The organism is Neptunicoccus sediminis, from assembly GCF_001719615.1.
Taxonomy (GTDB): domain Bacteria; phylum Pseudomonadota; class Alphaproteobacteria; order Rhodobacterales; family Rhodobacteraceae; genus Amylibacter; species Amylibacter sediminis.
The window spans coordinates 377,096-390,430 of the sequence record NZ_MDVX01000001.1; the positions used below are offsets into that span (position 1 = coordinate 377,096).

11 protein-coding genes and 1 tRNA gene are annotated in these 13,335 nt (G+C 57.3%); 8 read left to right on the forward strand and 4 right to left on the reverse strand.

Annotated features, from left to right (window positions below):
• Position 1 precedes the first annotated feature (1 nt).
• Both BFV97_RS01805 and BFV97_RS01810 read right to left on the reverse strand, forming a co-directional pair.
• Positions 2 to 520 (reverse strand): tripartite tricarboxylate transporter TctB family protein, encoded by a 519-nt coding sequence (locus tag BFV97_RS01805; RefSeq protein WP_069298596.1) that lies wholly within the window; start codon positions 518 to 520, stop codon positions 2 to 4.
• A 70-nt stretch (positions 521 to 590) separates the two neighbouring features.
• Positions 591 to 1,532, reverse strand: a complete 942-nt coding sequence (locus tag BFV97_RS01810; RefSeq protein ID WP_083225455.1) for a tripartite tricarboxylate transporter substrate-binding protein — start codon at positions 1,530 to 1,532, stop codon at positions 591 to 593.
• A 140-nt stretch (positions 1,533 to 1,672) separates the two neighbouring features.
• Between BFV97_RS01810 and BFV97_RS01815 the strand changes: the two genes are divergently transcribed.
• The 3 genes from BFV97_RS01815 (at position 1,673) to BFV97_RS01825 (ending at position 5,112) form a co-directional block, all read left to right on the forward strand.
• Positions 1,673 to 2,446, forward strand: a complete 774-nt coding sequence (locus BFV97_RS01815; RefSeq protein WP_069298597.1) for an IclR family transcriptional regulator — start codon at positions 1,673 to 1,675, stop codon at positions 2,444 to 2,446.
• A 53-nt stretch (positions 2,447 to 2,499) separates the two neighbouring features.
• On the forward strand, positions 2,500 to 3,852 hold the full coding sequence (locus BFV97_RS01820; protein WP_069298598.1) for an aminotransferase class III-fold pyridoxal phosphate-dependent enzyme: 1,353 nt from the start codon (positions 2,500 to 2,502) through the stop codon (positions 3,850 to 3,852).
• A gap of 126 nt (positions 3,853 to 3,978) precedes the next feature.
• Complete coding sequence (locus tag BFV97_RS01825; protein WP_069298599.1) at positions 3,979 to 5,112, forward strand: alkane 1-monooxygenase; 1,134 nt, start codon at positions 3,979 to 3,981, stop codon at positions 5,110 to 5,112.
• A gap of 90 nt (positions 5,113 to 5,202) precedes the next feature.
• Here BFV97_RS01825 and serA read toward each other — a convergent pair whose 3' ends face one another.
• Positions 5,203 to 6,798 carry a phosphoglycerate dehydrogenase gene (serA, locus tag BFV97_RS01830; protein ID WP_069298600.1) on the reverse strand — a complete coding sequence of 532 codons (1,596 nt, stop codon included), beginning with the start codon at positions 6,796 to 6,798 and terminating at the stop codon, positions 5,203 to 5,205.
• Between the two features lie 62 nt (positions 6,799 to 6,860).
• The gene (locus BFV97_RS01835; RefSeq protein WP_069298601.1) at positions 6,861 to 8,000 is read right to left on the reverse strand and encodes a phosphoserine transaminase; all 1,140 of its coding nucleotides are present in this window, start codon (positions 7,998 to 8,000) and stop codon (positions 6,861 to 6,863) included.
• Between the two features lie 156 nt (positions 8,001 to 8,156).
• Here BFV97_RS01835 and serB point away from each other — a divergent pair, with 156 nt between their 5' ends.
• The 5 genes from serB (at position 8,157) to BFV97_RS01860 (ending at position 13,156) form a co-directional block, all read left to right on the forward strand.
• Positions 8,157 to 9,038, forward strand: coding sequence for a phosphoserine phosphatase SerB (serB, locus tag BFV97_RS01840; protein WP_069298602.1), 882 nt, complete (start codon positions 8,157 to 8,159; stop codon positions 9,036 to 9,038).
• 68 nt (positions 9,039 to 9,106) lie between these two features.
• Positions 9,107 to 10,348 (forward strand): aminotransferase-like domain-containing protein, encoded by a 1,242-nt coding sequence (locus BFV97_RS01845; RefSeq protein WP_245667527.1) that lies wholly within the window; start codon positions 9,107 to 9,109, stop codon positions 10,346 to 10,348.
• 226 nt (positions 10,349 to 10,574) lie between these two features.
• Complete coding sequence (xsc, locus tag BFV97_RS01850; protein ID WP_069298604.1) at positions 10,575 to 12,344, forward strand: sulfoacetaldehyde acetyltransferase; 1,770 nt, start codon at positions 10,575 to 10,577, stop codon at positions 12,342 to 12,344.
• A 113-nt stretch (positions 12,345 to 12,457) separates the two neighbouring features.
• Positions 12,458 to 13,054, forward strand: coding sequence for an alpha-ketoglutarate-dependent dioxygenase AlkB (locus BFV97_RS01855; protein WP_069298605.1), 597 nt, complete (start codon positions 12,458 to 12,460; stop codon positions 13,052 to 13,054).
• Between the two features lie 10 nt (positions 13,055 to 13,064).
• Positions 13,065 to 13,156, forward strand: a tRNA-Ser gene (locus BFV97_RS01860).
• Positions 13,157 to 13,335: the final 179 nt, after the last annotated feature.

Here is a 13,335-nt window from a genome sequence, read left to right on the forward strand (position 1 = left end):
ATCAGAAGTTCAGAATCATAAAGTTGCGCAATCCGTCTGGCAGATACTCATAGAGCGCGCCTCCGGGGATTTTCACGCCGAGAAGTGTCTTGAAGATCACCACAATCGCCACACCGGAGGCAGCCGCCCAGCCCAGCATGGCCGGACCGCGATACCCCATGCGCAGAGCAAGGAGGAAGGTGAAGAGAACGGTGCTCGGCAGATAGCCCAGACGCGGGACCAGCACCACATAGACCATGAACCAGCCGACAAACTCCAGCGCGCGCAGCCAGATCACGACCTCATTACCAAGGCCGGCTTTGGCCCGCTGGCGCATGTGGGTTAAAAGATGCAGGCCAGTGAAGCCCACCATGCCAATCACGCCCACACCGGGCCAGAAAGCGGGCTGTGCAAAGAGTTTCCCCTTGGCAGAAAATTTGGCCTGCTCCCCGATCTGGCTCAGCAGAAAGGCAGAGGCTACGAAGAGCAATCCGACAAACAGCATCTCTCCGGGTTTGGCTTTATTCGGTTCGGCGCTCATCGGTTTGTCTCCGTCAGGTGCAAAAGGACCGGCCCGAACGGGGGCCGGTCCGTGTCAGTTTGGCGAACGCTTATTCCACCATACCGTTGAGTGTTTGCAGTTTGCCGGTGTCTGTTTCGATCCGCGCAGCGGATGTTTCGGCATCCTGCCAGTAAACTGCAGCGCCGGTTTCAGCGGCCAGTTTCTGGGCGCGCTCGGACATCATGGTTTTCTTGGCAACCGCAATGATCTTTTCGCGCACGTCCTGCGGGGTGTCTTTGGTCACAAACAGACCGTTCCACAGGGAAATCCCGAGGTCGCCGTTCACTTCACCCATGGTTGGCGCGTCAGACACTTGTGGAATACGCTCGTCCGTCATGGTGGCCAGCACGGTGATGCTGTCGAGACAGGGCAGAACCAGCTGCAAAGTGGTGTTGACGACATCCGCATCGCCAGAGGCCAGCGTGTTGCAATCAAGCGCATCAAATGCGGCTTCGGAGCCCCATTCAAAACCGGCTGTTTTTGCATAGGCCAGCGACACTTTGGTCGGGATCAGCGGCGCACCGAAATGCCCCAGCGCCAGATCGTTGGACTTGGCATGTTCGGCCATTTCCTCAACCGTTTTGAACGGCGCGTCACCGGATGTTGCCAGCACAAACGGATAGGTCAGGAAAATACCCAGCGGGTCGAATTTTGCCGGTGTCAGTTCGTCGATGCCGATTTCATGACCGATCAGCGGAACGCCAATCACGAAAGAGCCGATGGTGTAGCCGTCCGCAGGGGCGGTTGCCACGTCAATTGCACCGGGAAAGGGGCCGCCGCCGCCGCCCGGTTTGTTCACAACAGCCGCTGCCACGCCGTATTCCTTTTGGAAATCTTCAGCGATCATGCGGGTCAGAACGTCTTCCAGATCACCCGGAGGCCACGGCACGATGAAGTTAACCGGCTTTTCGGGGTATTCCGCCAGTGCAGGTGTGCCAAAAGCGGCAGCCGTCAGAGCAGCCGTGGCTGCTGCGGTAAGAAAATATTTCATATGGGACTCCCTGTCCGATGTCTTGTGTTCCAAGTCATGACCGTGGATCACTATTCAATCCATCGGTTGAAATAATGATTGCTTCAAAGCTGGAACGGTGTCAAACAAAAAACGATGCAGTTGCAACGATGGGATGACTGATGAGCACAGTTGAGAAGGCATTGGAGATACTGGACCTGTTCCACACAGCCCGTCCCTCAGTGGGTCTGTCAGAGGCCGCGCGGCTGCTGAACCGCGATAAAGCCACGGTGCAACGCTATCTGAGCGCACTGGAATCCCAAGGTTTTCTGGAACAGGATCCGCTGAGCAAAGCCTATCATCTCGGCCCGGCCGTAACCCGTCTGGCTTCTGTGCGAAATCTGACCTATCCGGTTGAAGTCGCAGTAAAAAACGTGCTGTCGGATTTGGTGCAAAAGACCGGCGAGACGGCCCATCTCAGCCATCATCAGAAAGCCGGGTTAAGTGATGTCGCCATTGTCGAGACCTCTTTGAATGCCACAAGGGTCTATATCGAGCCTGCGGATATTCTGCCCTATCACGCGACAGCCTCGGGCGTGGCCTATCTGAGCGCGGTAGAACCGGCGCGGCTTGACAGTCTTCTGGACCAGTCTTTCCGACGCTACACCGACACCACCCCCATTTCCCGCGAATCAGTCATGACGCTTGTAGAGCAGGCAAAGGCATCGGGCTTTGCGCTGATGCTGGGGACTTTTGATCATGACGTGGTTGGTATGGCCGCACCGGTTTTCAACCATCTTGATGCCGTCTGCGGATCAATCGCAGTGGCAACGCCGCTGTCCCGGTTTGACGACAAGGCCAGAGACACGATTGCCCTTCACCTGCGCGACTCCGCGCAAGCCATTTCCAGAATTTACGGTGCACGGCGGCAGCCAGCACTCGACGCGGCCGAATAGGCCAGACCCGTAACCGACGCCCCGTGCGGGCACTTCCATGAAGGACCGGAAAGATGAAAGACGAAAACTTCCTCAAAGAAAACAACGCTCGCCATATGTGGCATCCGATGGCGCATCCGGGCGGACAACAGGACAATCCACCCGCGATTATCACCGGCGCTTCGGGCGTGAAAATCACCGACATCGACGGACATGAAACCATTGATGCTGTTGGCGGGCTTTGGAATGTGAACCTCGGCTATTCCTGCGATCCGGTAAAAGAAGCGATCACCAAGCAGTTGGAGCAGCTTCCTTATTATTCCGCTTTTGCCGGTACGTCGAATGATGCCGCGATTGAACTGTCCTACATGCTACGGGAGTTCTTTCAACCCGAAGGCATGGGGCGTGCGTTCTTCACCAGCGGTGGATCTGATTCCGTTGAAACCAGCCTGCGTCTGGCCCGTCAGTACCACAAAATCCGTGGCGAGACCCAGCGCACCAAATTCCTGAGCCTTAAAAAAGGTTATCACGGCACCCATTTCGGCGGCGCTTCGGTGAACGGGAACAACCGTTTCCGCACTGCCTATGAACCGCTGCTGCCGGGCTGCCGCCACCTGCCGGCGCCCTATACCTACCGCAACCCCTACAATGAAACCGATCCTGCGAAACTGGCGCAACTGATCCTGCAAGCCGCAGAAGACGAGATCGCATTTGAGGGCGCAAACACAATTGCCGCCTTCATTATGGAACCGGTTCTTGGCGCCGGTGGTATCATGGTTCCCCATGAATCCTTCATGCCCGGCATGCGCGAAATCTGTTCCCGCCACGGTATCCTGATGATCGCGGATGAGGTGATTACCGCCTTTGGCCGCACAGGCGACTGGTCCGGTTCCCGCCACTGGGGCGTGCAGCCCGATATGATGTGTACGGCCAAGGCGATTACCAACGGCTATTACCCGTTCGGGGCCTGCATGATTGCCGAAGGCATGGCCGAAGTATTTGAGAAATCCGGTCCCGAAGGATCTATCGGCCACGGCTACACCTATTCCGCCCATCCGGTCGGCGCGGCGGCTGCGATTGCCTGTCTGAAAGAAACGCAACGTCTGGACGTGCGGGAAAACGCCGCCGCCCGTGGGACGCAGATGTTTGAAGGCGTGCAACGTCTGAAGGAAAAACACAGCGTGATCGGTGACGTGCGCGGGGGCCACGGCTTGATGACTGCGATCGAGTTCGTTTCCGACCGCGAGAGCAAGAAACAGATGGCACCGGACTTTGGCGCGAAAGTTGCCAAGGTTGCCTATAAAAACGGCGCGATGCTGCGGGTTTCGGGCGCAAATATCCTGTTGTCCCCGGGTTTGGTGATTACCGAAGCCGAAGTGGACACCATTCTGAACGCGGTAGATGCCGGTATCACAGCGGCGGGCTAGGTCCCGTCCGACGATCCGCTGCTACAGGGTTGGCCGCCACCACTTGGGCGGCCAGCCTTTCCCACCGTTTGAATTGTGTGTTCCCGTGTTTCGTGCGAGATTGCGAAAAAAAACACCGGAGCATTCATGTCAGGCGCCCCCGTCCGATCCGATTTTCTGTCCGCGCTGCCGTTCTGGTTGTCGCTGGCCTATCTGCCAGTCGTCGCGCTGGCGGGCTGGCTGGGGGGCTGGTGGCTGGCGCTGACGCCTGTTTTCGGCTGGTGGGTGATGTCGCTGGTGGATGTCATCGGCGGGCTGCGCACTGAAAATGCCGATCCGCAGACACCGGATGAAAACCTGCGCTGGTATACGCTGATCACCCTGATCTGGCCTTTTTTACAGGCTGTTCTGGTCTTTGGCGCACTGGCCTATGTCAGCTATAGCGACCGGCTCGGTACACGGGAAAGCTGGATTTTTATGGCCACCGTCGGTATTGCCAGCGGCACCATCGGGATCAACTACGCCCATGAACTGATGCACCAAAAGTCCCGCTTTGAGCGGTTTTTGGGGGATATGCTGATGACAATGGTGCTCTATGGTCATTTCCGCAGCGAACATCTGCTGGTGCATCACCGCTATGTGGGCACGCCGCGCGATCCGGTCACAGCGCGGTACAACGAAGGTTTCCACCGGTTTTTTCGGCGTGTTCTGGTTTCTTGCCTGCGCTCCGCTTTCAAGGCGGAAAAGGCAATGCTGGCGCGCAAGGGGTTGCCGGCCTCTCACCGCAGTAATCCGTTCTGGAAATATGCTGCATGGCAGTTGGGCTGGCTGCTGCTGGCCTATCTGATTGGCGGATGGGCCGGCGTTGGCATGTTCTGTCTGCAAGCGCTGGTGGCGGTCTGGCAGTTGGAACTGGTGAATTATGTGGAACATTACGGGCTGACCCGCCGTCATCTGGGAAAGGGCAAATACGAACACGTCCTGCCACGTCATTCATGGAACGCGGCGCATCGCCTGACGAATTATGTGCTGATCAATCTGCAACGCCATTCCGACCACCACTATAAACCCAGCCGCCGTTTTCCGCTGCTGCAAAACTACGACGCGGATGAGGCACCGCAGCTGCCTTACAGCTATCCGATCATGACGATTATGGCGATGATGCCTCCGGTCTGGCGGCGCTACATGAATCCCAAAGTGCGGGCGTGGCGGCGTAAGTATTATCCCGATGTGGAGGATTGGACGCCCTATAACAAGGCAACGAACCCATTGCCGCGCTAGACCCGTTCCCCGATACCAGACTCCGGAAATGAAAAAACCTGCGGGCATCACAAGGACACTCGCAGGTTTTCAATCAATCACAACAGGGATTTACTCTACATCGAATTCCAGCGGCTTGACCTGCTGGAACATGCCTGTCTTGCGCAGCTTCTCCAGAACCGGAACCGGCGGCTGTGCGTCCAGATACAGCAGCGCAATCGCGTTTGCACCTGCTTCGGAACGGCCCAGTGTGAAATTCGCGATGTTCACGTCATTCTCGCCCATAGTCTGACCCAGCGTCCCGATGATACCCGGCATGTCGTCGTTAGTGGTATAAAGCATGTGACGGCCCACTTCGGCGTCGATGTTGATGCCTTTGATCTGGATGAACCGCGGTTTCCCGTCAGAAAAGACTGTCCCTGCGATGGAACGCTCTTTCTTTGCGGTTTTCACGGTCAGCTTGATGTAGCTGTCAAACACACCGGATTTTTCCTGTGTGGTGGTAGAACACTGGATGCCGCGCTCTGCCGCGACAACCGGGGCGGACACCATGTTCACATCAGGGTTCTGCGCTTTCATCACACCTGCAATCGCCGCAGAGGATAGGGCTTTGGTGTTCATTTCCGCAACTTTACCATCGTAAAGGATATTCACGCTTTCAATGGCTTCTTCCGTCATCTGACCGATGAAAGCGCCCAGATGGGAGGCGAGTTTCACAAACGGACCCAGCACCGGCGCTTCTTCCGCCGTGATTGACGGCATGTTGATCGCGTTGGTGACAGCACCGTTCAGCAGGTAGTCTGAAATCTGTTCGGCCACTTGAATTGCCACGTTTTCCTGCGCCTCGCTGGTCGCTGCGCCAAGGTGCGGGGTGACAACCACGTTTGGCAGGTTGAACAGCGGACTGTCTGTAGCAGGCTCTACCGCGAACACGTCAAAGGCGGCGCCCGCAACATGGCCGGACTTCAGCGCCTCGGCCAGCGCGTCTTCGTCCACCAGACCGCCACGGGCACAGTTCACAATGCGCACGCCTTTCTTCATCTTTGCGATAGCTTCCGCGTCGATCATTCCGGCGGTTTTTTCGGTTTTCGGAACGTGCAGCGTGATAAAATCGGCTTGGGCCAGCAGTTCGTCCAGCTCTACTTTTTTGACGCCCAGTTCGGCGGCACGCTCTTCGGACAGGAAGGGGTCATAGGCCACAACCTTCATCTTCAGACCCAGTGCGCGGCTGGCGACAATGGAACCGATGTTACCGGAGCCGATCAGACCAAGGGTCTTGTTGGTCAGCTCGACCCCCATAAACTTGGACTTTTCCCATTTGCCTGCATGTGTAGAAGCTGATGCTTCGGGGATTTGACGGGCCACAGCAAACATCATCGCAATCGCGTGTTCTGCGGTGGTGATAGAGTTACCGAAAGGTGTGTTCATCACGATCACACCTTTGCGGGAAGCGGCGTTCAGATCCACATTGTCCACACCGATACCTGCACGGCCGATCACCTTCAGGTTGGTCGCGTTTTCGAGGATTTTTTCGGTGACTTTGGTGGCTGAACGAATGGCAAGACCGTCGTATTCCCCGATGCGTTTCATCAGTTCTACTTTGTCTTTACCCAGATCCGGTTCAAAATCCACTTCGATGCCGTTGTCACGGAAGATTTGCACGGCTGTTGGGCTGAGTTTGTCAGAGACAAGTACTTTAGGGGCCATTTTGGGCGTTCCTTATGTATAAATGTATGGGGTAGCCCCGCGTCTGGCGCGGGGCGAAAAGCTTATTGCGAGATCTCGGCGTTGAACGCCCAGTCGAGCCAAGGCAGAAGTGCTGCAATGTCGGCAGTTTCAACCGTTCCGCCGCACCAGATGCGCAGGCCCGCAGGGGCATCGCGGTAGGCACCGATGTCAAGCGCCACACCTTCGGCTTCCAGACGTTTTGCAACCGCTTTGGCAAAAGCCGCGCCGTCCGTGATCCGCGCATCCGTGAACTTCAGACAGACAGAGGTATTGGAGCGTGTCTCGGGCGTTTCGGCCAGAAAGTCGATCCAGTCGTTTGCCGCCACGAAAGCCTCGATCTCGGCAAGGTTCGCATTGGCGCGGGCTTTCAGCCCTTCCTGTCCGCCAACAGATTTCGCCCAGTCGAGCGCGAAGAGGTAGTCTTCAACGCAGAGCATCGAAGGCGTGTTGATCGTTGCACCGGTAAAGATACCGTCGATCAGCTTGCCGCCTTTGGTCATGCGGAAGATTTTCGGCAGGGGCCACGGCGGGGTGTAGCTTTCCAGACGCTCAACCGCGCGGGGCGACAGGATCAGCACACCGTGGGCGGCTTCCCCGCCCAGAACCTTCTGCCAGGAGAAAGTCGTCACATCCAGTTTGTCCCAAGGCAGGTCTTGGGCAAAGGCCGCAGAGGTCGCATCGCAAATGGTCAGGCCAGCACGGTCTGCCGGAATGAAGTCGCCGTTTGGCACACGCACACCGGATGTTGTGCCGTTCCATGTGAACACCACGTCGTCGTCAAAGTTAATCGCGGAAAGGTCGGGAAGCTGGCCGTAATCCGCATTCAAATGCGTTACGTCCAGTTTAAGTTGTTTGGTCACATCCGTCACCCAACCCGCACCGAAACTTTCCCAAGACAGCATGGTCACACCCCGTGCGCCAAGCAGCGACCAGAGCGCCATTTCAACCGCACCCGTGTCGGATGCAGGAACGATGCCGATCTTGTAATCGGCCGGGACGCCAAGAACTTCGCGGGTGGTTTCGATTGCGGCTTTCAGCTTGTCTTTGCCCACAGCAGCGCGGTGGGAACGGCCAAGCGGCGCATCGCGCAACGCATCCAGAGACCACGTCGGTGGTTTCGTGCAGGGGCCAGAGCTAAAACGGGGATTTTGCGGGCGTGCGCCCGGCTGAGATGTCGTCATCAGTGGTATCCTTCCAGATATAAGCCTCTCGTTGGGGAGAGGTGTCCCACCGTCGCGTCTAAGTTAGTTTTTGCTGCATCGCAACAGGAAACACTGGTCATTCTGACGTTTTTGGCGAATAAAGCGCCGCAAGTTGACCCAGAACAGAGTGCCCAGATGTACGTTGCGACCCTTATTTCCAAGCCCGAAGATGCCCGAGTTACACCAGAACTGGTGTCCTCGATAAAATCGCGCCTGAACGGGTCGCGGGTGGACTGGCTGGCTGAAGGCATCGCCTGTGATGTCTATTTTGAACAGGAACTCAGCGGCTTTGACGTGTTCTGGCGGGGGCTGGAGCGGATGCGAATCGACTTTTGCGTGCAGCCTGTCGCGGGCCGCCGAAAGAAGGTTCTGCTCGCGGATATGGACAGCACGATGATCCAGCAGGAATGTATCGACGAACTCGCCGCGGAAGCGGGCGTGGGAGAGCGGGTTGCCGACATCACCGCAAGGGCGATGAACGGCCAACTGGACTTTGAGGCGGCGTTAAAGGAACGGGTCGGCCTGCTGAAAGGACTGCCGGTTGCGATGATTGAAAAGGTTTTAAAAGAGCGTATCACCCTGATGCCCGGCGGTCGCGAACTGGTGGCGACCATGCGGGCGAACGGGGCTTATGCAGCACTGGTGTCCGGCGGATTTACCAGCTTCACTGCGGCTGTTGCGGCAGAGCTGGGGTTTGATGAAAACCGCGCAAACACGCTGTTGCAGGAGGGTGGCAAGCTGACTGGCGAACACGGGGTTCCGGTGCTGGGCAAGCAGGCCAAGGTGGACGCGCTAAACGACATAACTGCGGCGCGCGGCCTGACGCCGGATGACGTGATTGCCGTGGGTGACGGGGCCAATGATCTGGGCATGTTGCATCTGGCCGGATCGGGCGTGGCGCTTCACGCCAAACCCGTTGTCGCCGCCGAGGTCGATTTGCGTCTGAACCATGCGGACCTGACCGGACTGTTGTATTTGCAAGGTTACAAAGCGGCAGAGTTTATCGGCACCGCGTAAGTTCGCGATCTATTTAGCTTGACAGTAGGTTCGTTTCCCTGACCTAAATAGGTCAGGAGGACAGACCTATGACACCACAAGAGACACCTATGGATTGGGGCACCCGCTATGCTGCGCGTATGGCTGGCATGAAAGCATCGGAAATCCGCGAGCTTCTCAAGCTGCTGGACCAGCCGGACATCATCTCTTTTGCGGGCGGTATTCCCGATCCGGCGCTGTTCCCCCAAGCCGAGATCGCACAGACCTATGCGCAGATTTGCGGCGACCGCGCCCTGTTTGACGCGGCGCTGCAATATTCCGTCTCCGAAGGCGACGCGGGCCTGCGCCAGTGGATCGTCAGCTACATGGCTAAACGGGGTGTGACCTGTGGTCCGGAAAATATACTGATTACAAATGGTTCCCAACAGGCGCTGGAGTTTCTGGGCCGTATGTTCCTGTCCCCCAAAGACACCGCAATGGTCGAAGCCCCGACCTATCTCGGGGCGTTGCAGGCGTTTTCCGCGATGGAGCCGGTCTATGACACGTTGCCCAACGGCGCGACCAACCGCACGGTTGCGTCCTACCGCGATAAGGCTGGGGCGGCTGGCGGCGTTCTGAAATTTGCCTATGTGGTTCCGGACTTTGCCAACCCGACCGGCCACACCCTGAACATCGAAGAGCGGAGAGAACTGCTGCAATTCGCCAGCGATCTTAATATTCCGGTGATTGAGGACAGCCCCTATGTTGCCCTGCGCTATGACGGGCAGGAGGTGCCAATGCTTCAGGCGCTGGATTGCGAAGATCAGGGCGGAATAGAGTCTTCCCGCGTCATCAGTCTCGGATCGTTTTCCAAGGTCTTCACCCCCGGTCTGCGGGTCGGCTGGATTTGTGCCCCGACAGAGGTGATCGGCAAGCTGACCCTGATGAAACAAGCCTCCGACCTAAGCAATTCGGCCATTAACCAACGGGTGATCGCGACACTCGCCACCACGCGCTTCGACCAGCAGGTGGCGCAAGGCATCGCCCATTATCGCGTAAAGCGCGACGCTATGCTGGACGCGCTGGAACGACACATGCCCGATGGTGTGACATGGAGCAAACCAGAGGGCGGGCTGTTTATCTGGGTCACACTCCCCGAAGGGCTCGACGCGACCGCCTTGCTGCAACAAGCCGTAGAACAGGCCCGCGTTGCCTATGTGCCCGGACATGCGTTTTTCGCGGACGGTTCGGGGCGCAACACCCTTCGGCTTAGCTTTAGTCTGCCGTCTGTGGATGCAATCGAAGACGGGATTGCAAAGCTGGGTGCGCTGCTTAAGAAAGCGACGGGATGATCTCCTCCGATTGGTAAATTTCGGGAATGTAAGTCCCAAAAATAATCTCTCAGACGCAGTTCTGCTCCGAGGAGGTCAGTATCTGGAATCACGTGATGAAGTAACTGGCCCTACAGTCCGGCGCGGCTTTATCGCTTTAACTGACACAAATCTTTCGGGCGCAAATTCCCTGCGCCTGACGGATGCCGATCAAAGCGCATTGCGTGATAACTCAAGGAACCGCCCCATGAAAATGACAACAGAAGAAGCCTTTGTAAAAGTCTTGCAAATGCATGGTATCGAACATGCGTTCGGGATCATCGGTTCGGCCATGATGCCGATTTCCGACCTGTTTCCCGAGGCGGGGATCAAGTTCTGGGATTGCGCCCATGAATGTAACGCTGGCATGATGTCCGACGGCTACACCCGCGCGTCCGGTAAAATGTCCATGATGGTTGCGCAAAACGGTCCGGGGATCACCAACTTCGTCACGCCGGTAAAGACCGCCTATTGGAACCACACGCCGCTGCTGCTGGTCACACCACAAGCGGCCAACAAGACTATCGGTCAGGGTGGTTTTCAGGAAGTCGAACAGATGAAACTGTTTGAAGACATGGTGGCCTATCAGGAAGAAGTCCGCGACCCGAGCCGGATTGCCGAAGTGCTGAACCGCGTGATCGAAAACGCCTTCCGCGCCTCTGCGCCTGCGCAGATCAACATCCCGCGCGATTACTGGACGCAAGTCATCGACATCGAGCTGCCGAAAATCGTCCGTCTGGAGCGCCCCGCCGGTGGTGAAACCGCACTGAGCGAAGCAGCCAAACTGCTGTCCTCCGCAAAATTCCCGGTGATCCTGAACGGCGCTGGCGTGATCCTTGCCGGTGCGATCGAAGACAGTGCAAAACTGGCCGAAGCACTGGATGCGCCGGTGTGTTCGGGCTACCAGCACAATGATGCGTTTCCGGGCTCCCACCCGCTGGCCGCCGGTCCGCTGGGCTATAACGGGTCCAAAGCTGCGATGGAGCTGATCTCCAAGGCGGATGTGGTTCTGGCGCTTGGGACACGGTTGAACCCGTTCTCCACACTGCCGGGCTATGGCATTGATTACTGGCCGAAAGACGCCGCCGTTATTCAGGTGGACATCAATTCCGACCGGATCGGTCTGACCAAAGACGTGACTGTTGCCATTCAGGGCGATGCGAAGAAAGTCGCACAGGAACTGCTGGCCCGTCTGGACGATGGCGCAGGCGATACCAACCGCGAAGAGCGTAAGGCCACCATCGCCAAGACCAAATCCGCATGGGCGCAGGAACTGACGTCTATGGATCACGAGGACGATGATCCGGGCACCACATGGAACGAACGCGCCCGTGACCGCGAGCCGGGCAAGATGTCCCCGCGTATGGCCTGGCGTGCGATCCAGTCGGCCCTGCCAAAAGAGGCGATCATCTCTTCGGACATCGGCAACAACTGCGCCATCGGTAACGCCTACCCGACCTTTGAAGAAGGGCGCAAATACCTCGCACCCGGTCTGTTCGGTCCTTGCGGTTACGGTTTCCCTGCCATTTGCGGTGCGAAAGTCGCGCAGCCCGACGTGCCTGTTGTGGGCTTTGCCGGCGACGGTGCCTTCGGGATTTCCATGAACGAAATGGTATCCTGCGGCCGCGACGACTGGCCGGCAATCACAATGGTTATCTTCCGCAACTACCAGTGGGGCGCGGAAAAACGGAACACCACCCTGTGGTTCGATGACAACTTTGTCGGTACAGAACTGGACACCAATGTGTCCTACGCCGGTATCGCGCAGGCCTGTGGTCTGGTCGGCGTGCAAGCGACCTCTATGGAGGATCTGACAGACAAGCTGGACACAGCGATCAAGGCGCAGATGAACGAAGGCAAGACCACCTTTATCGAAGTGCTGCTCAATCAGGAACTGGGCGAACCCTTCCGTCGTGATGCGATGAAAAAGCCTGTGTCTGTTGCTGGCATCAGCAAAGACGACATGCGTCCGCAATAAATCCAGCGGAATTGCGAATCAGAACGGCGCCGGACATCTCCGGCGCCGTTTTTGTTTTCGTGCACGAAATAAGCAATGTTGCCATTTTGTTCTAAATTTAATACATTAGAAACATGCTGCTATCCGAAGACCTGTTCCCCATTGTATTGCCTCGTGGCCTGACCTATCTGCCGGAGTATCTGAGCGGGAAGGAAGAGCAACGCCTGCTTGAAGCGATCGAGCAGGGACCGTGGGATCTGACCTACGCCAGACGGCGGAAACATTATGGTAAAGCTTATCAGGACACGGCAAACCTGCGGCCCCTGCTGATGCCCGCCGCAATCATCCGGCTGGCGACGCGGATCCACAGCGAAGGGCTGCTGCCCTATGTGCCGCAAAAGGCGCTCGTAAACGAATATCGGCCAGGGCAGGGAATCGCGGACCATGTGGACCGCGCCGGATCCCCCGGCGGTAAGGTAATTTCTGTGTCTTTGGGGTCTGGCGCCGAGATGCGTTTCATCGAACCTTCAGGGCGCAGGCACCACATATACCTCGAACCGCGCTCTCTTCTTCTGTTTGAAGGGGCGGCACGGGACAGTTGGACCCACGGCATCGCAGGCCGCCATTCCGACCTACGCCACGGCATCACCGTTGCCCGAAAACGCCGCCTGTCCGTAACCCTGCGCTGCGGACCAAATAAACCCCTTGCCCCCGCCGCCCAATCCCAATAAACACGCCAACGGAGACGTGGCCGAGTGGTCGAAGGCGCTCCCCTGCTAAGGGAGTAGACGGGTTGAACCGTCTCGAGGGTTCGAATCCCTTCGTCTCCGCCACATGCTTTTGCTTGTGTCTAGATTCACATGGAGACAGTAAAAAACTGGACTCTTTTGTCTACCAAATGGATCTGTTGATATTTTTGATTTAGCAACAAGTTCCGCATTCGCCTTTTTCTGTCTGGATTGCTCACCCCGGCCTTTTGTGCTTGAGGAGCCGCCGATAGATTGACGCGTTA